Source organism: Streptomyces mayteni, from assembly GCF_054783955.1.
In genome coordinates this window covers 1-18,248 of the sequence record NZ_BAAGPR010000132.1, presented here as the reverse complement: position 1 = coordinate 18,248, position 18,248 = coordinate 1, and the positions used below count along the sequence as shown (strand labels likewise).

At 73.5% G+C, this 18,248-nt stretch carries 13 protein-coding genes and 1 pseudogene; 6 read left to right on the top strand and 8 right to left on the bottom strand.

From position 1 onward, the window contains the following. Position 1: 1 nt before the first annotated feature. On the bottom strand, positions 2-1,108 hold the full coding sequence (locus ACYVPE_RS34915; RefSeq protein ID WP_461037828.1) for a LacI family DNA-binding transcriptional regulator: 1,107 nt from the start codon (positions 1,106-1,108) through the stop codon (positions 2-4). Between the two features lie 213 nt (positions 1,109-1,321). On the opposite strand from ACYVPE_RS34915, the gene ACYVPE_RS34910 reads away from it, so the two are divergent. Next, on the top strand, positions 1,322-1,915 hold the full coding sequence (locus ACYVPE_RS34910; RefSeq protein WP_461037827.1) for a lytic polysaccharide monooxygenase auxiliary activity family 9 protein: 594 nt from the start codon (positions 1,322-1,324) through the stop codon (positions 1,913-1,915). 108 nt (positions 1,916-2,023) lie between these two features. Here ACYVPE_RS34910 and ACYVPE_RS34905 read toward each other — a convergent pair whose 3' ends face one another. Together ACYVPE_RS34905 and ACYVPE_RS34900 are read right to left on the bottom strand one after the other, a co-directional pair. After that, complete coding sequence (locus ACYVPE_RS34905; protein WP_461037826.1) at positions 2,024-2,617, bottom strand: hypothetical protein; 594 nt, start codon at positions 2,615-2,617, stop codon at positions 2,024-2,026. Between the two features lie 1,024 nt (positions 2,618-3,641). Continuing rightward, positions 3,642-4,194, bottom strand: a pseudogene (locus ACYVPE_RS34900) (DUF6886 family protein). 279 nt (positions 4,195-4,473) lie between these two features. Here ACYVPE_RS34900 and ACYVPE_RS34895 point away from each other — a divergent pair. Next, entirely contained in the window at positions 4,474-6,342 is a 1,869-nt protein-coding gene (locus ACYVPE_RS34895) for an ABC transporter transmembrane domain-containing protein (protein WP_461037829.1), read from the top strand. Further along, positions 6,339-8,120 (top strand): ABC transporter ATP-binding protein, encoded by a 1,782-nt coding sequence (locus tag ACYVPE_RS34890; protein ID WP_461037825.1) that lies wholly within the window; start codon positions 6,339-6,341, stop codon positions 8,118-8,120. The genes ACYVPE_RS34895 and ACYVPE_RS34890 overlap by 4 nt, the downstream gene beginning before the upstream one ends. Before the next feature lie 41 nt (positions 8,121-8,161). Here the strand turns inward: ACYVPE_RS34890 and ACYVPE_RS34885 are convergent, their stop codons facing one another. After that, positions 8,162-8,950 (bottom strand): metal-dependent hydrolase, encoded by a 789-nt coding sequence (locus ACYVPE_RS34885; RefSeq protein WP_461037824.1) that lies wholly within the window; start codon positions 8,948-8,950, stop codon positions 8,162-8,164. Between the two features lie 178 nt (positions 8,951-9,128). On the opposite strand from ACYVPE_RS34885, the gene ACYVPE_RS34880 reads away from it, so the two are divergent. Then, complete coding sequence (locus ACYVPE_RS34880; protein ID WP_461037823.1) at positions 9,129-11,642, top strand: DEAD/DEAH box helicase; 2,514 nt, start codon at positions 9,129-9,131, stop codon at positions 11,640-11,642. Here the strand turns inward: ACYVPE_RS34880 and ACYVPE_RS34875 are convergent. The 4 genes from ACYVPE_RS34875 to ACYVPE_RS34860 form a co-directional block, all read right to left on the bottom strand. Next, complete coding sequence (locus tag ACYVPE_RS34875; protein ID WP_461037822.1) at positions 11,614-12,276, bottom strand: DUF6397 family protein; 663 nt, start codon at positions 12,274-12,276, stop codon at positions 11,614-11,616. The genes ACYVPE_RS34880 and ACYVPE_RS34875 overlap by 29 nt on opposite strands. A gap of 117 nt (positions 12,277-12,393) precedes the next feature. Next, positions 12,394-12,786, bottom strand: coding sequence for a roadblock/LC7 domain-containing protein (locus ACYVPE_RS34870; RefSeq protein WP_132820834.1), 393 nt, complete (start codon positions 12,784-12,786; stop codon positions 12,394-12,396). Positions 12,787-12,925: 139 nt separating this feature from the next. Then, positions 12,926-13,108 (bottom strand): hypothetical protein, encoded by a 183-nt coding sequence (locus ACYVPE_RS34865; RefSeq protein WP_461037821.1) that lies wholly within the window; start codon positions 13,106-13,108, stop codon positions 12,926-12,928. A 183-nt stretch (positions 13,109-13,291) separates the two neighbouring features. Then, the gene (locus ACYVPE_RS34860) at positions 13,292-14,404 is read right to left on the bottom strand and encodes a fatty acid desaturase family protein (RefSeq protein ID WP_461037820.1); all 1,113 of its coding nucleotides are present in this window, start codon (positions 14,402-14,404) and stop codon (positions 13,292-13,294) included. Positions 14,405-14,673: 269 nt separating this feature from the next. Between ACYVPE_RS34860 and ACYVPE_RS34855 the strand changes: the two genes are divergently transcribed. Continuing rightward, positions 14,674-17,583: a DEAD/DEAH box helicase gene (locus tag ACYVPE_RS34855; protein WP_461037819.1), complete on the top strand. Its 2,910-nt coding sequence runs from the start codon at positions 14,674-14,676 to the stop codon at positions 17,581-17,583. Further along, the coding region (locus ACYVPE_RS34850; RefSeq protein ID WP_461037818.1) for an SWIM zinc finger family protein at positions 17,580-18,248 on the top strand (669 nt) is incomplete at its 3' end. The genes ACYVPE_RS34855 and ACYVPE_RS34850, both read left to right, overlap by 4 nt.

Below are 18,248 nucleotides of genomic sequence, written 5' to 3'. Positions count from 1 at the left end.
GTCACCCGGTGCCGGGGCGGCCGGGGCGCCGCGCCCGGGGTGGCGGCGGCCCGGCGGGCGGCGCGGTCGAGTCCCTGACCACCACGTGGGTGCCGAACAGCGCCTGCTGCTCGGCCGACGAGCTCTCGCCCTCCCGCAGCCCGAGGGCCAACCGGACGGCGGTCCTGCCGAGTTCGGCATAGGGCACGTGCACGGTGGTCAGCCGCGGCCGCAGGTCGGTCGCCAGGTCGATGTCGTCGTAGCCGACGAGCGAGACATCGCCCGGCACGCTGAGCCCGGCGTCGGTGAGCGCGGCGAGGGCGCCGGCCGCGACGGTGTCGGTGACGGCGAAGACCGCGGTGAAGTCGCGCCCGGCGCCGAGCCGGCGGCGCAGGTTCTCGTAGGCGTCGGGCCGGTTGAAGTCGGACTCCTGGATCAGGCCGTCCTCGCGGGGCGCGTCGAAGTCGGCCAGGGCCCGCCGGTATCCGGCGACCCGCCCGGCCGAGGTGGTGGTGCCCGCGCGGTCCGCGCCGAGGAACAGGATCCGCCGGTGTCCCTGGGAGAGCAGCCGGCTCACCACGGCGTAGGCGCCCCCCTCGTTGTCGTACTCCACGACGGTCGCCGGCACCGCGTCGCCGAGCGGCGGCCGCCCGCAGAGCACCAGCCGGGAGCCCGAGGCGTCGAGCGAGTGGGCGATGGCCGTCATCTGCTCGCGGTAGGCGGCGTCGTCCACCACCCCGCCGATCAGGATCACGGCGCCGGCGCCCTGTTCGCGCATGGTGCGCACCACGGAGAGCTCCCGCTCCGGGTCGCCCTGGGTGGTGCAGATCAGGCAGATGCGGCCGCGCCGCGCGGCCTCCTCCTCTACGCCGTGCGCGACCTGGGCGAAGGAGGCGCCGCGCACGTCGTTGAGCACGAAGGCGACGGTCGGCGTGCCACGACCGCGCAGCGCGCGGGCGTGGGTGTTGGCGACGTAGTCGAGCTCCCGGATGGCGCGCAGCACCCGCTGCCTGGTGCGCTGGGCGACCGGGTAGTTGTCGGCGAGCACCCGGGAGACGGTGGCCATCGAGACCCCGGCCCGCTCCGCCACCTCCCGGAGGGTCGCGGGCCCCCCGTCGCCGCCCGTCATGGCAGCGCTCCGCGGTCGCCGTCGCTGGTCATCCCGCGCAGTCTAGCCGCCGACGCGCGCCGGCGGACGGGGCCGCCTGAGCCGCACCACCTCGGAGCCCGCAATTGGTATGGACATGGCCAATTGCCGGCAGTAACGTCACAGTTGGTCTGGACCAAAGCACGGCATCCCGCCATGGAGCGCTCACCCCCCACGACTCTCCTGGAGCGAAGCATGCGCAGCAGGATCGGCACGGCGGCCATCGGCGCCGCCCTCGCCGCCGCCTCGGTCGTCGCCACCAGCGGCACGGCTCAGGCGCACGGATACAGCACCACCCCGACCAGCCGCCAGTCGTTCTGCGCCCAGGGCGCGGTGAGCGACTGCGGGTCGATCGTCTGGGAGCCGCAGAGCGTGGAGGGCCCCAAGGGCTTCCCACAGGCCGGCCCCGCCGACGGCCAGATATGTTCAGGCGGCAACCAGCGGTTCGCCGAACTCGACAACCCCCGGGGCGGCGGTTGGCCGGTGAACCGGCTGACGGCCGGCCAGCAGTACACCTTCGGCTGGCGGATCACCGCCGCGCACCGCACCACCGACTTCCAGTACTTCATCACCAACAACAGCTACGACCCGAGCCAACCGCTCACCCGCGCCGACCTCGAACCCCGGCCGTTCCTCACGGTGCCGAAGAACGGCGCACAACCCAGCGCGACGGAGAGCCACCAGGGCACGCTGCCGGCCGGGAAGTCCGGCCGGCACATGATCGTGGCGGTCTGGAACGTGTACGACACCGCGAACGCGTTCTACGCCTGCTCCGACGTGCAGTTCTGATCTGGCAAGAATCTCCCGCCGAACGTCGGCCGGGCCGACCGACCTGGTGGCGGGTGCGCGGGGAGGACCTCGCTCACTCCCCGCGCACCCGCGGCTCACGGGCGCCGGCTACTGGAGCCAACGGTGGCGGCTGACGACGGGCAGCCGCGCCCAGACGCCGCCGAGACCCCAGACCCGCCCGGCCGAGCAGGCCGCCACGACCACCATGGCCACGGCGTAGACGACGTGCTGGTCCACCAGCGGGTTCGGCGACATGCTGGGCGTGCCGTCCGACAGGTGGCGGGCCGGCGGGAACTGGCTGAGCCAGAGGAAGAACATCATCAGCGGCCCGGCGACGGCGGTGATCCGCAGTCCGGCGCCGGCCACCAGCGAGGCGCCGAGGCCGAACAGGCCGGCCATGTAGAGCCAGTCGACCCAGGTCTCGCCGGCCCACGAGTGGAAGGTGGTCTCGAGCGGCCCCACCGAGATGCCGGTGAGGTAACCGCGGGCGGGCGAGCCGCCGTGGGTCCACGAGTTCTCGGCAGAGGTGGCGTACCCCCAGCCGAAGGCCTTGTCGAGGAAGGCCCATAAGAAGATCACGCCGGTGGCGATGCGGAGCACCGCCAGCGCCCGGACGGCGGCCACGGACAACCCGGGCCCTGACTCCGCCCGCCGGGCCACCCGCCTGGACTCCCCCGCCCTCGGGGACTGCTGAACAGCCATCGCGTCTGCTCCTCGTATGGGGCCGCGCGCGCCACCCCGAACGCGGAGTGCACGCCGGCCGGGGCGACCCGGTCACGGCCTGATCGGCCTGCCTGGTCGTCGGGGTTCGAGAACCGCCGCCGGGTGGTGATCGCCTCACGCCCCTGCGGGGCGATCGGCGATCGGACTTGGGAGCGCTCCCACCCGGCGGCGGCAGCCCATATGGTCCGACTTCGCCATGGACTCGTCAATGGCTGCGCCGTACCTGATCTCGATGAGAGGTGAACGGTTCGCCACCTCGTTCGCCGCATCCGCCCCGAGCGACTTCGGGTCCCGTCGACGAAGTCGCCCGGGGCGGAATCCACCTCCGGCTGCTCGTCCCCGGCAGCATCGAGGCGGCGGCACCCGCTACCCACCGGACACCCCCTCCCGCAGGGGGCCCGGAGCGGCTGACACCACGGCGGGAAGCGGGGGTTCGCGGACCTGAGGACGGAGGCGCTAGCGTGCGCGCCGCCGCCCGCTCACAGATCCACCCCCCGGCTCCGCCGGTTGAAGGCGCTCAGTCTGTTGACTTCCCGAATCCAGTTCCTGAGCAGTGGACGGCGATCCTCGCCGCGCGCGTCACGCGCCGGTCTGGGCGCCTCCACGGCCGGATCGTTCCCGCGCCTGGCCGGGTTCTCACAGGCCGGCGGCGAACCGCCGAACCACGAGGGGCGAGGCACGGCCGGAATGCCCTTGGGGGGTGGCATGTTTGCGGCCCTTCTCGATCCTTGGTCATCGGTACGAGAACACCGCCGGGAGTGACCACCCCGAGGATGGGAGCGCTCCCACCCAGCGGTAATGTCCCTCATAGTGGAAGCAGTAGCCGGTCCCGTCAACACTTGGCGCGTTCCTTTTTTCAACCGAGGGGCGGCGAACCGGCGGCCTCGGGGGCCGGCGGCCTGCACGCGCTGAACGGGCGCGGGCGGTGGCGCGGCCGCCGCGGGCCGTTCGGCGGCCCGCCGGCTTCGAGCGTTGAACCCGGGAGGTGCGGGGCGACCCGCGGTCACGCCGAGGGCGCCTCCGGCGCCCGTGGGACCGCGTTGCCCAGCCTGACGCCGCTGAAGCCCAGGCTGCTGGCGACGACCGCGTCCCAGAACTCCCACAGGTTGTCGAGCACCCGCAGCTGGATCCCGGCGGCCCGGTGCAGCGCCAGCACATCCCCCACCGGTTCCGCCGGACCGAGTGGAGCAACGTTTTCTGTCGCCACCATCGCGTGCGCGACCGGTGTGCCGAAGGGGCGGAACGACCCGGCCGGCAGCCGGTAGGCGTACAGCTGGACCGCCGCCATCCGTTCGAGCCAGCCGTACTCGACGGCGTGCACCCGGTCGCCGCCGCCCGGGCCGAGGATCAGGTCCCGATCGGCGGGGGTGGTACCGGGCACGGCCCAGGCCATGGCGCGCGGGCAGTCACGGGGGAACCAGTAGTCGGGGGCGCGCGGAGTCGACGGCCCACACGTACGGTTCGGCCTGCCGGGCGGTGGCCGCCACATGGGGTCGGAAGAGGGCGATGGTGGGGTCCTCGGAGAAGTGGAGGACCTCGTCGGGGCGCGGGCGCATCCCCCGGTTCTATCGCGCGGGCGCCGGGCGCGCGCTCGCTTTATGAAGCGCCGGGTGTGCGCCGGCGTGCCGCGGCGTTGATTCCGGACAGGCGTGCGACGGTCGAAGAGACTTCGCCACCAGCCGCCCCGTCCGACCGACTCGATCCGCACGTCAGCCCGGGTTCCGGGGTCTGACGCGATCCGGTAGCGGGCGGGAAAAACCCGTTGATTTTCGCCCGTCGGCTTCAGGACCCTTGCCAGGTTGCCCACTTCCGACCACACCCGACTCTGGGACGTCATGCACATTCGTGATCTTCCGTACGCCGACCCCGGTGATCCGGACGTACGGTCCGGCTTCCGCTTCCTGGTCTGGCTCTTCCGCCGTCAACTCGGTGGCCAGGCGAAGTCCCTGGGCTGGGGCACCCTGCACATGGCGGCCATCGCGACGCTGCCGATCTTCATGGGCATGGCCGTCGAGGCCGTGGTGGACGAGTCCGGCCGCCGGTTGGCGACGACGGGGCTGGTGATGCTGGGGGTCGCGCTGGTGATGGCCTTCGCCGACACCATGCTGCACCGGACGGCGGTGACCAACTGGATCACCGCCGCCGCCCGGGTGCAGCAGCTGCTGGCCCGCAGGACCGCCGAGCTCGGCGGGGTGCTCACCCGTCAGGTGGCCGCCGGCGAGGTGGTCAAGGTGTCCACCGGGGACGTGGAGCGGATCGGCTGGTTCGTCGAGTCGTTCTCCCGGTTCGCCGCCGCGGTGGTGGTCACCCTCGGCGTGTGCGTCGGGCTGATCGTCTACGAGCCGCGGATCGGGTTGTTGGTGCTGGCCGGGATCGCGGCGGTCTGCCTGAGTGTCTGGCCGCTGCTGCCGGCCGCGACCCGCCGTGCCGACCAGGAGCGCAGCAGGTCGGGGCGGGCGACGGAGCTCGCCTCCGACACCGTGGCAGGGCTGCGGGTGCTGCGCGGGATCGGCGGCGAGGAGCTGTTCCTGAACCGCTACCGCGGCGCCTCCCAGGAGGTGCGGCGGGCCTCGGTGCGCAACGCCGGCATGTGGTCGCTGATCGACGCCGTCCAGGTGGTGATGCCGGGGCTGCTGATGATCGCGGTGATCTGGCAGGGCGTCGGGCTGGCTCGTGACGGGCGGCTGGGAGCGGGCGAGTTGGTGACGATCTACGCCGCGGTGAGCTTCCTGTTGTTCCCGCTGCGGCTGTTCCAGGAGGCGGCGATGGCCTTCACCTTCTCCCGGCCGTCGGCGAGGCGCGCCGTGCGGGTGCTCGGCCTGCGCCGCGAGCGGCCGGTGGGCGACGGCGCGGGCGCCGGCGCGGCCGAGGAGCCGAACGCGGGTGACCTGTGGGACCCGGCGACCGGTCTCCTCGCCGTCCGCGGTCGGCTGACCGCGGTGGTCTGCGGCGACCCGGACTTCGCCGAGCGGCTCGCCGCCCGGCTCGGCGGGCACCCGGCGCAGGGGGACGACGAGCCCTCCGCCCAGCTCGGCGGTGCCCCGCTGGACGAGATGTCGCTGGCCGCGGCGCGGACGGCGGTGCTGGTGCAGGACAAGGACCCGGTGCTGCTCTCCGGCACGCTGCGCGAGCTGCTCTCGGTGCCGGCCTCCGGCCGGGTGGCCGCGGCGGAGGCGCTGGGCGCGGCGCAGTGCCAGGACGTGCTGACGGCGCTCGCCCAGACGACCGCCGGCGGTGCCGGCGATCCGATGGGGGCGCGGATCACGGAGCGGGGCCGCTCGCTCTCCGGTGGCCAGCGCCAACGGCTGGCGCTGGCCAGGTCGTTGATCGCCGATCCGGAGGTGCTTGTGCTCGACGAGCCGACGTCCGCGGTGGACGCCCACACGGAGGCGAGGATCGCCGACGGGCTCGGCGCGCTGCGCTCGGGCCGCACCACCGTGGTGTTCACCTCGAGCCCGCTGGTGCTCGACCGGGCCGACGAGGTGGTGTTCGTGCACGGCGGGAAGGTGTCCGCGGTGGGGACCCACCGTGAGCTGCTGACCGGCACGGCCGAGTACCGGTCGGTGGTGACCCGGGAGACCGAGGACGACGACACCGCGGCCGAGGCCACGGGGCCGGTCCCGGCGGGCGCGGCCGGACTTTCCGACATCGGCCGGGACCCCGCCGAGGGCCCTGCCCAGGACCTTGCCGAGGAGACCGCATGATCGGCCTGAAGCCGCCGGAGATCGACCCGGCGTCCACCGAGCACGTGACGACACTGCCGGTGGCCGGCCGGACGACCGTCCGCACCTATGTCCGCGAGCTGTGGCGCCGGCACCGGCGGGCGTTCGCCCTGCTGGTGGCCGTGAACTCCGTGGCCGTGCTGGCCTCGATGGTCGGCCCCTACCTGCTGGGTGGGCTGATCCAGGACCTGGCGGACGGCGAGTCCGAGCCGCCGCTCGGGCGGACCCTCACGTTCTTCGCGGTGGCGCTCGCGGTCCAGGCGTTCTTCGTGCGCATGGTGCGGCTGCGGGGCGCGGTGCTCGGCGAGCGGATGCTCGCCGACCTGCGGGAGGACTTCCTGGTACGTGCGGTGGGGCTGCCGCCCGGGGTGCTGGAGCGGGCCGGGACGGGTGATCTGCTGGCCCGGATAAACACCGACGTGGACCGGCTCGCCAAGGCGATGCGCGAGGCGGTGCCGCAGATGGCGATCGCCGTGGTGTGGGCGGCGCTGCTGGTGGCGGCCATCGTGTTCACGGCCCCGCCGTTGGGCCTCGGCGTCCTGCTCGCGGTGCCGGTGCTGGTCGTGGTGTGCGTGTGGTACTTCCGCCGGGCGCCGGCGGGCTACCGCTCGGAGGCCGCCGGCTACGCGGCGGTGGCGGCGGCGCTCGCCGAGACGGTGGACGCCGGGCGGACGATCGAGGCGCACCGGCTGGAGCGGGAGCGGATCGCGCTGTCGGACCGGCGGGTCAGGGAGTGGACCGCCTGGGAGCGCTACACGCTCTGGCTGCGCTCTGTGCTGATCCCGACGATCAACGTCTTCAACGTGCTGATCCTGGTCGGCGTGCTGTTCCTCGGGGGCTGGTTCACGCTCCAGGGGTGGATGACGGTGGGTGAGCTGACCACCGGCGCGCTGCTGGCGCAGATGCTGATCGAGCCGGTGGGCATGATCCTGCGTTGGCTGGACGAGCTCCAGGTGGCGCAGGTGTCGCTGGCCAGGCTGGTGGGGGTCAGGGAGGTCGAGGACGACGCGGGTGACGCGTCGGTGGTGCCTGGCGGGCGTGAACTGGCTGCCGACGGGGTGCGGTTCGGCTACCTGGCCGGCTCCGACGTGCTGCACGGGGTGTCGCTCGACGTGCCGCCCGGCACCCGGATGGCGCTGGTGGGCCCGTCGGGGGCCGGCAAGTCGACGCTCGGCCGGCTGCTGGCCGGGATCTACGCGCCGCGGGTCGGCGAGGTGACGCTCGGCGGGGCCAGGCTCGCGGGGATGACGGCGGAGCGGGTGCGCGAGCAGGTGGCGCTGGTGAACCAGGAGCACCACGTGTTCGTGGGGCCGCTGCGGGACAACCTGCTGTTGGCGCGGACGGACGCCACGGACGCCGAGCTGTGGGCGGCGCTGGGCGCGGTGGACGCCGGTGAGTGGGTGCGGGCGCTGCCGGACGGCCTGGACTCCGAGGTCGGCTCCGGGGGGCTCTCGGTCACGCCTGCGCAGGCGCAGCAGATCGCGTTGGCGCGGCTGGTGCTGGCGGATCCGCACACGCTGGTGCTCGACGAGGCGACCTCGCTGCTCGATCCCCGGGCGGCCCGCCACCTGGAGCGCTCGCTGGCCCGGGTGTTGGAGGGGCGGACGGTGATCGCGATCGCCCACCGGCTGCACACGGCGCACGACGCGGACGTGATCGCGGTGGTGGAGGACGGCCGGATCAGCGAGCTGGGGAGCCACGACGAGCTGGTGGCGGCCGGCGGGGCCTATGCCGCGCTGTGGCGCTCCTGGCACGGCTGAGGTGAGTGGTCCCGGGGGCGTGGCGGCGCCCGCCCCCGGGGTCAGGCCGCCAGTACCACGGCTCCTATGCCGCTGGCGGCGGCTATCACCATGAAGACCGGCATCAGCACCTTGTTCTCCACCCAGGCGCCGGCCCGGAAGCGCATGAACGAGGGGGTGCCGAGCGGGTACCAGCGCCTGCCGGCGATGGGCAGCGGCCAGAGCATCGGGCAGCCGGAGATGGTCAGCGAGTCGCCGATGGTGTGGACGATGGAGCCGACGACGATGGGCACCCCGAGCCACATGTAGGGCTCGTCCTCGAACAGCCAGTTGGCGCCGTTCCCCGGCTCGTCCAGCACGGCGGCGAGCAGCCAGGCGCTGGTGGCGCCGAGCAGCCAGACGAGGACGTCGCTCGAGACCCGCGCCATCCGCCAGAGCAGGCCCTCGACGGCGAGCACCATGTGGATGAAGAGGGTGACCAGGACGGCCCAGCGGCCCCAGGCGATGGCGGCGAGGGAGAATCCGGCGCCGACCAGCACGGCCCAGATCCAGGTGTGGGTGAGCGTACGGTGGCCGCCGGTGCGGCGCCGCTCGCCCTTGCCGCGGGTGGCGTTGTAGACGGACTCGGAGAGCTTGTCGATGACGCCGGCGAGGAGCTTGGAGGCCGGCCCGAAGGCGCGGGATATGGTGGCCGACTTCTGGTCGAGGTCGGGGGCGAGGGCGGCGCCCGCGCAGATCAGGGTGCCCACCACGAGCACCGGCCAGGGCATCGGGTTGTCGGCCGCCGCGGCGGCGGCTCCGATTCCCAGCCACACCATGGCCCCCGACAGTGAGTGCGCCGGTCCCATCATGACCGTTCCCCGCCCCTTCTTCAGCTGTTCCCCGGGCCAACGCGCCGGTGTCGCACCGCGGTTGTCGGGGTCCGTGCCTTGATCGAACACTGCTTTCGGCGGGACAGCGTAGTGCCTCGTGATCTTCCGTGGGCCGGCCGGTTCCCCTTCGGGGGTCGGGTGCGGGCAGTATGGGACGGTGAGCCTTATCGATCAGATGCCTGCCGACGCCGATCCCGATGCCCTCTTCGACGCCTTCTCGTCGTGGACCCACGAACGGGGGATCACCCTGTATCCGGCGCAGGAGGAGGCCCTGATCGAGGTGGTGTCGGGGGCGAACGTCGTCCTGTCCACGCCGACGGGCTCGGGCAAGTCGCTGGTGGCGGCGGGAGCCCACTTCGCGGCGTTGGCCAGGAACGAGGTGACGTTCTACACGGCGCCGATCAAGGCCCTGGTGTCCGAGAAGTTCTTCGATCTGTGCAAGATCCTCGGCACCGAGAACGTCGGGATGCTCACCGGGGACGCCTCGGTCAACGCGGACGCGCCGGTGATCTGCTGCACCGCGGAGGTGCTGGCCTCGATCGCCCTGCGGGACGGGGCGGAGGCCGACGTGGGCCAGGTGGTGATGGACGAGTTCCACTTCTACGCGGAGCCAGACCGGGGCTGGGCGTGGCAGATCCCGCTGCTGGAACTGCCGCAGGCGCAGTTCGTGCTGATGTCCGCGACGTTGGGCGACATGTCGCGGTTCGAGGAGGACCTGACGCGCCGCACCGGCCGGCCGACGGCGGTGGTGCGCTCGGCCACCCGCCCGGTGCCGCTGAGCTACGAGTACCGGTCGACGGGGCTGACGGAGACGCTGACGGAGCTGCTCGAGACCCATCAGGCGCCGGTGTACATCGTGCACTTCACCCAGGCTCAGGCGGTGGAGCGGGCGCAGGCGCTGATGAGCATCAACATGTGCACCCGGGCCGAGAAGGACGAGATCGCCGCGCTGATCGGGAACTTCAGGTTCACCACCCGGTTCGGCAGGAACCTGTCGCGGTACGTGCGGCACGGGATCGGGGTGCACCACGCCGGGATGCTGCCCAAGTACCGCCGGTTGGTGGAGAAGTTGGCGCAGGCGGGGCTGCTGAAGGTGATCTGCGGGACGGACACCCTGGGGGTCGGGGTCAACGTGCCGATCCGCACGGTGCTGTTCACGGCGTTGACCAAGTACGACGGCAGCCGGGTGCGGGTGCTGCGGGCCAGGGAGTTCCACCAGATCGCGGGGCGGGCCGGGCGGGCGGGCTTCGACACCGCGGGGTTCGTGGTGGCGCAGGCGCCCGACCACGTGGTGGAGAACGAGAAGGCGCTGGCGAAGGCGGGTGACGATCCGAAGAAGCGGCGCAAGGTGGTGCGCAAGAAGCCGCCCGAGGGGTTCGTGAACTGGGGCGAGAACACCTTCGAGCGGCTGATCTCGGCCGAACCCGAGCAGCTGACCTCGCGGTTCCGCGTCACCCACGCGATGCTGCTGTCCATCATCGCGCGGCCCGGCAACGCGTTCGACGCGATGCGGCGGCTGTTGGAGGACAACCACGAGCCGCGCCGGCAGCAGCTGCGCCACATCAGGCGGGCGATCGCCATCTACCGGTCGCTGCTGGACGGCGGGATCGTGGAGCGGCTGGAGACGCCGGACGCGCAGGGCCGCCTCGTGCGGCTGACGGTGGATCTGCAGGCGGACTTCGCCCTGAACCAGCCGCTGTCGACGTTCGCGCTCGCCGCGTTCGAGCTGCTCGACCCGGAGTCGCCGTCCTACGCCCTGGACATGGTGTCGGTGGTGGAGTCGACGTTGGACGATCCCCGGCAGATCCTGGCGGCGCAGCAGAACAAGGCGCGGGGCGAGGCGGTGGCGGCGATGAAGGCCGACGGGGTGGAGTACGAGGAGCGGATGGAGCGGCTGATGGACATCACCTATCCCCGGCCGCTCGACGAGCTGTTGTTCCACGCCTTCGGCCTGTACCGGAAGAGCCATCCGTGGGTGAGCGATCATCCGCTCTCCCCCAAGTCCGTCGTCCGGGACATGTTCGAACGTGCCATGACCTTCTCCGAGTTCGTGTCCTACTACGAGTTGGCGCGCACCGAGGGGATCGTGCTGCGCTATCTGGCCGGCGCCTACAAGGCGTTGGAGCACACCGTGCCCGAGGACCTGAAGTCCGAGGACTTCCAGGACATCACGGCGTGGTTGGGCGAGATGGTCCGTCAGGTCGACTCCAGCCTGCTCGACGAGTGGGAGCAGTTGGCGAACCCGGAGCTCGAGGACGCCGAGGAGGCGCGGGAGCGGGCGGACCAGGTGAAGCCGGTGACCGCCAATGCCCGGGCCTTCCGGGTGCTGGTGCGGAACTCGATGTTCCGCAGGGTGGAGCTGGCGGCGCTGGACCGGACCTGGGAGCTCGGCGAGCTGGACGCCGAGTCGGGTTGGGACGCCGACGCCTGGGCCGCGGCGCTGGACGGCTACTGGCAGGAGTACGACGAGCTGGGCACCGGCCCCGAGGCCCGCGGCCCGCGGCTGCTACAGATCGAGGAGCGCCCGGAGGACGGCCTCTGGCGGGTGCGGCAGACCTTCCACGACCCGGCAGGTGACCACGACTGGGGCATCTCGGCCGAGGTCGACCTGACGGCCTCGGACGCGGAGGCCCGGGCGGTGATCAAGGTCGTGGACGTCGGCCAGCTCTGAGCCGCGGGCCGGCCGGCGGGCGGGACCTCCCGTCCCGCAGGGCCAGCTCGAGCCCGCGCACGTACCAGCGGGTCTCGTCCGGCTCGGTGGCGGTGAGGAGCGCGTCGAGCATCCGGGGGTGGAAGCCGGGTGGCGGCGGAGCGGTCAGCGCCGGGCGGAGCCGCCGCAGCAGGACGCGCTCCCTGGCCTCGGGCACCAGCCGGGCGAGCAGCGGCGGCTCGAGCACGGCGGCGAACGCGGCCGCCCGCCGCCACGGGTCGGCGGTGCGCCGGATCAGCTGGGCCACGCGCCGGGTGCGCCAACGGCGGGGGCGCCAGTCCTCACCCCGGCGGAGCGCGCGGCGCAGCCCTTCCGGGATCGGGCCGCTGAGCAGCCCGGACTCGCGGTCCGCGAAGAGCCGCAGCTCGGCGGCCGGATACCACCAGGTGATGATGTGCAGGGGGCTGATCCGGAACTCGGCCGGGCTGAGGCAGCCGCCCCTGGCCAGGCGGGCGAACCGGGCGGGGCTGATGTCCAGCAGGGCCGCGCCGTCGGTCGCGCCGACCAGGCGGGCGCCTGGGTCGGGCGCCGCGGCCTCGGCGGGTGCCCCGCTCGGGGCGCCGGGCGTGAGGGGCGGGGACGGGATGGTGGACACGGGAGCCTCCTCGGAACAGAACAACTACTCTCTGTAATCAGAGTAGGCGCCCGCTCCACAGAAGGCAACCCTGAGTGACCACCCGATTCCCCGGAGTGAACGATTCGGCAGTCGGGGTCAGTTCAGATCCCTGGCGGAGAGCCCCATATGCTCGCCCACCTTGTTGACCAGGAGAGTCATCTCGTACCCGACCTGGCCGACGTCCACGTCGGCCCCGGCCAGCACACAGAGGCAACTGCCGTCCCCGGCGGCCGTGACGAACAGCACACCGTCGTCGAACTCGATCATGGTCTGCCGCACCCCGCCACTGCCGAAGTGCTCGCCGACCCCCTTCGCGAGGCTGTGCAGGCCCGAGGAGACCGCCGCCAGATGCTCGGCGCTGCTCCGCTTCAGGCCGCGACTGACCGAGGTCACCAATCCGTCGCTGGACAGCAGCAGCACGTGCCGCACCCGTGGCAGGCGCTGCGCCAGGTCGTCCAACAACCAGTCGAGCGTGGTGCTCAGTGCCATCCCCAGCTCCCCCTTCTCATAAGGCGACTGCTGTGTCAGCCTTCCCCAGTACGAGGCCGTCGGCAACCATCCGTGCGGTACCGCTATCCGGAAGGGACCGTACCGTTTCCTCTGGTCAGCGCGACCACCGGGTATCGGCTCAGGAACCGAGCTCCTTGCGGCCGACCCGCCGCAGCCGGCGCCGCTGAGCCGGATCGAGCAGCAGATAGGCGGCGGCCGGGACGCCGACCATCACCAGCAGGGCGATCCAGAAGTTTGTCAGGATCCAGAGCAGCAGCCCCACGCCGACCGCACCCACCGCGACCTTGGCGCCACGGGACATCTCGCCACCTCCTCGACTGCGGCGACCGACCGGCCGCCCGCACGATGAAACGTATATCCAGTGTCCACCGTTCCGTCCGGTTCCCGTCGTGCCGGAATCCGACCCGGCGGAACGCGTTCGACCGGCCCACCCCCCGGCGGGCCGGTCGAACGCCACGGGCACCGCCCGGCACCGCTCCCCCGGCTACCGCTCCCCCCGCTCCCCCCGCTCCCCCCGCTTCGCGGCGCGCAGCGGGGCGCCGACCCGGTGCATGTGGCCGAGCGCCAGCCGGTAGGAGTCGAGCAGCCCGGTCTCGGCGTAGGAGACGCCGACCTCCCGGCAGTGGTGCCGGACCAGTGGGCGGGCCAGCCGCAGGTGCGGCCGCGGCATGTTGGGGAAGAGGTGGTGCTCTATCTGGTAGTTGAGCCCGCCCATCAGCCAGTCGGTGACGAGCCCGCCGCGCACGTTGCGCGAGGTCAGCACCTGCCGCCGCAGGTGGCCCCAGCGCTCCCCGTCCGGGTCCGGCATCTCCATGCCCTTGTGGTTCGGTGCGAACACGGAGCCCAGGTGCAGCCCGAACAGCGCGTGGTGGATCAGCGCGAAGACCACGGCCTTCCCGGGTGACATGGCGGTCAGCAGCAGCGCCGCGTACCCCGTGAAGTGCGCCACGAGCAGCAGCGCCTCGACCCCGCGGGCCCGGCCCTGGCGCTCCCAGCCCTTGCCCGAGATCAGCATCTGCACGCTGGCGACCTTCAGCGCGATGCCCTCCAGGAGCAGCAGCGGGAAGAAGAGCCTGGCCTGGTGACGGGTGAGCCAGCGGCCGAAGCCGACGCGCTTCTCCGCCTGGTGTTCCGCCCACACCATCACGCCGACCCCGACGTCGGGGTCCTTGTCGAGATGGTTGGGGTTGGCGTGGTGCCGGTTGTGCTTGTCGTTCCACCAGGCGGAGCTCATGCCGAGCAGCAGGTTGCCGTGGACGAGGCCGAGCAGCCGGTTGTAGCGACGGGTGCGGGCTATCTGGGCGTGGCCCGCGTCGTGGCCGTAGAAGGAGGTGCGGGTGGAGAAGAGGGCGAGCGGCACGGCGAGCGGCAGGACCCACCAGGTGTCGCCGACCAGCAGCACCGCGGTGACCAAGGCGGCCAGGGCCAGCGCGTTGACGGCGATGCCCGCCGCGTACCAGCCTCGGCGCCGGTCCAGCAGGCCCTGCCCCTTGATCTGCCGCAGCAGCGGCGGGAACTCGCCCTCGGTGCCGCCGGATGCGGCGGGTGTGGCGGGTGCGGTGGAACGCTCGACGGTCGGTGCCGGGAATGGGCTCATGAGGTCTCCGGATGCGGTTGGCTGGACGTCGCTCACGCTACGAAGCGAGCACCCTGGGCGACCATGGCCGCAGCACCCGGTCGGTGGTGTACCTAACCCCCCTGCGCGAGCGGGGGTTCACCGGCGGCCGGCCGGCCGAGCTGCCGCCGGGAGCCCGGGCGGCGACCCCGCGGAGAGCCGGCACCACCCGTTTCCCGATCGGCTCCGCGATGGGGTACCCTCGGCCGCGCACCGCCAGCTAGTCAAATTTGAGGAGATGTTTCCGCGCTGTGACCGCGAGCCCGGCGTCACCCGCCCAGATCTCCGCACTCGTCCATCACGCGGCCGTCTTCCTGCCGGCCGACCCGCCCCGCGACTCCCGGGTCGCCTTCCTCCCCGCGGACCTCGAAGCCGACGCGCACGACCGGTGGGACGAGGTCGCGCCCGCCCTCCGGGAGCTGGCCGCCGAGCCGCTGACCGTGGCCCTGCCCGAGGGCCCAGAAGGGCCGGTCCTGGCGCGCACGGTCCGAGCCGTGGTCCTCCCGGTGCGCGCCGCGCTCCCCGTCCTCACCAGGGCCAGGGCCGCCGGCGCCGCCTCCACCGCCGCCTACTGGGGAGGCGCGGCCGTGCTCGCCCTCCAACTGGCCGCCCGCGGCCGGCTGTTGCCCGGCCTGAGCGCGACCGACCACGACGCCTGGCGGCTCGGCCCGCTGGACGCCGCCGACGCCACGCGGCTGGCCGAACTCGCCGCCGCGATGCCCCCGCTGGCCCGCGCCGTGCCGCTGCCCGCCCCCGCCGACGCGCCGGACCCGCTGCTGCTCCCGCGTCCGGAACCGCTGCTGCGCGCCTTCCTCGACGCCTTCGCCGCCGCCGACGCCCGCACCCCCGCCGCCGCCCTGGCCGCCGGCGAGCCGGCGTTCACCGCCGAGGAGCCGCGCCGGCTGCCCGAGCAGCGCGCCTGGGCCACGGCGGTCGCCGCCGGCCACGACGCGGGCGTCCGCCTCTCGCTGCGCGTCGAGGCGACGGAGCACGCCGGCGGTTCGACGCCCCGGTTCCGCGCCGTGGTCCAGCTGCACAGCCTCAGCGAGCCCGGCACCGTGACGGACGCCGCCGAGCTGTGGTCCGGCGGCCCTGCGACCACCGGGGCCTTCGGCCCGCGCGCCCGCACCGACGCCCTGCTCACCCTGCGCCGGGCCGCGGCCGCCTGGGAGCCGCTGCGGCCGCTGCTCACCGCGGCGGTGCCGGACGCCGTCGACCTCGCCGACGAGGAGCTGGCCGAGCTGCTCGACCTGCCCACCGCCCGGGCCCTGGAGGCCGCCGGCGTCCAACTGCACTGGCCGCGCGACCTGGTGCGCCGACTCACCGCGCGCGCGGTGGTCGGCGACGAGGGCCCGGCACGGCCCGAGTCGGCGGGTACCGGCACCCTCTCGCCCGACGCGCTGTTCGCGTTCGACTGGCGGTTCGCCCTGGGCGACGTCGAGTTGACCCGGGCGGAGCTCGACCGGCTGGCCGAGTCCGGCCGGCCCCTGGTACGGCTGCGCGACCAGTGGGTGGTGGTCTCGCCCGAGGAGCTGCGGCGGGCCAGGGAGCGCGGTGACCGCAAGGTGTCGGCGCTCGACGCGCTGGGCGCCGCCCTCACCGGCAGCGCCGAGGAGGGCGGCGAGCGGTTCGAGGTCACCGCCGTCGGAGCGCTGGCCGCGCTGCGCGACCGGCTGGCGGATCCGGAGGCCGCCGACCGCGAACCGGTCGCCCAGCCGCGGGCGCTCGCCGCCACGCTCCGCGACTACCAGCTGCGCGGCCTCGGTTGGCTGCACCGGATGACCTCGCTCGGCCTCGGGGGCTGCCTCGCCGACGACATGGGCCTCGGCAAGACGATCACGCTGATCGCGCTGCACCTGCACCGCCAGCTCGACCCGGCGACCGCCGGGCCCACGCTGGTGGTCTGCCCCGCCTCGCTGCTCGGCAACTGGCAGCGGGAGATCGGCGCGTTCGCCCCCGGCACCCGGGTGCGCCGCCACCACGGCGCGTCCCGTGACCTCGGCGACCTGGCCGACGGCGAGTTCGTGCTCACCACCTACGGCACCATGCGGCTCGACGCCGAGCGGCTGGCCGGCGCGGCCGACTGGTCGCTGCTGGTCGCCGACGAGGCCCAGCACGTCAAGAACCCGTTCTCGGCGACCGCCGGGCAGTTGCGGTCCATCCCGGCCAGGGCCCGGGTGGCGCTCACCGGCACCCCGGTGGAGAACAACCTCACCGAGCTGTGGGCGATCCTCGACTGGACGACGCCCGGGCTGCTCGGGCGCCTCGGCACGTTCCGCGCCCGCCACGCCGACGCCGTCGAGGGCGGCACCGACCCGGCGGCGGCCGAGCGGCTCGCCCGGCTGGTCGGGCCGTTCCTGCTGCGCCGCCGCAAGAGCGATCCGGGCATCGCGCCCGAGCTGCCGCCGAAGACGGAGACGGACCGGGCGGTCGCGCTCACCGTGGAGCAGGCCGGGCTCTACGAGGCCGTGGTGCGCGAGGGCCTGGCCGCCGTGTCAGGGGCCGACGGCCTCGCCCGGCGCGGCCTGGTGATGAAGATGCTCACCTCGCTCAAGCAGATCTGCAACCACCCGGCGCAGTACCTCAAGGAGGAGGAGCCCCGGCTGCCGGGGCGGTCGGGGAAGCTGGAGCTGCTCGACGAGCTGTTGGACACCATCCTGGCCGGGGGCGCCAGCGCGCTGGTCTTCACGCAGTACGTGCGGATGGCGCGGCTGATCGAGCGTCGGCTGACCGACCGTGGGGTGCCGAGCCTGCTGCTGCACGGCGGCACCCCGGTGCCACGCCGGGAGGAGATGGTGCGCGCCTTCTCGGCCGGCGAGGTGCCGGTGTTCCTGCTGTCGCTCAGGGCGGCCGGCACCGGGCTCAACCTGACCAGGGCCGAGCACGTGGTGCACTACGACCGCTGGTGGAACCCGGCCGTCGAGGCCCAGGCCACCGACCGCGCCTACCGGATCGGGCAGGACCGCCCGGTGCAGGTGCACCGACTGATCGCCGAGGGCACCGTGGAGGACCGGATCGCCGAACTGCTGCGGCGCAAGCGCGCCCTGGCGGACGCCGTGCTCGGCTCGGGCGAGGGCGCGCTCACCGAGCTGAACGACGCCGAGCTCGCCGAACTCGTGGCCCTGCGCGGCCCGGGCACCACCGAGGAGGACGAACGATGAGCGGCACCGCGGACGAGTCGGCCGAGGAGCTGGTCCTCGCGGCGCTGCCGCCGATCGCCGGGCGGGGCTTCGCCGCGACCTGGTGGGGGCTGAGCTGGCTGAAGGCGCTCGAGGACACCGCGTTGGACGCGGCGCGGCTGCGTCAGGGGCGGCGGGCCGCGCGGGGCGGGGCGGTCGGCGCGGTCTCGGTGCGGCCCGGCCGGCTGACGGCTGTGGTTCGCGCCGCCGACGGCGCGGCGTACCGGTCGGACGTGCTGCTGCGGCGGCTGACGGACGCCGAGTGGGACCGGCTGCTGCGCACGGTGGCCGGCGAGGCCGGGCACATAGCCGCGCTGCTCGACCGGGACATGCCGCCGCAGCTGGTGGCGGACGCGGAGGCGGCCGGCGTCGAACTGCTGACCGGCATCGGCGACCTGGATCCTGAGTGCGAGTGCGGCGAGTGGGACCACTGCGCGCACACCGCCGCCCTCTGCTACCAGGTGGCGCGGCTGCTGGACGCCGACCCCTTCCTGTTGCTGTTGTTGCGCGGTCGCGGCGAACGCGGGCTGACGGACGAGCTCCAGCGGCGCAGCGCGGCGCACGCCGAGCGGGCGGCGGCCGCCGCGGCCGCCGAGCCGGAGTCGCCTGGCGTGCCGGCCGCCGAGGTCTGGGCCGGGGCGGTGGCC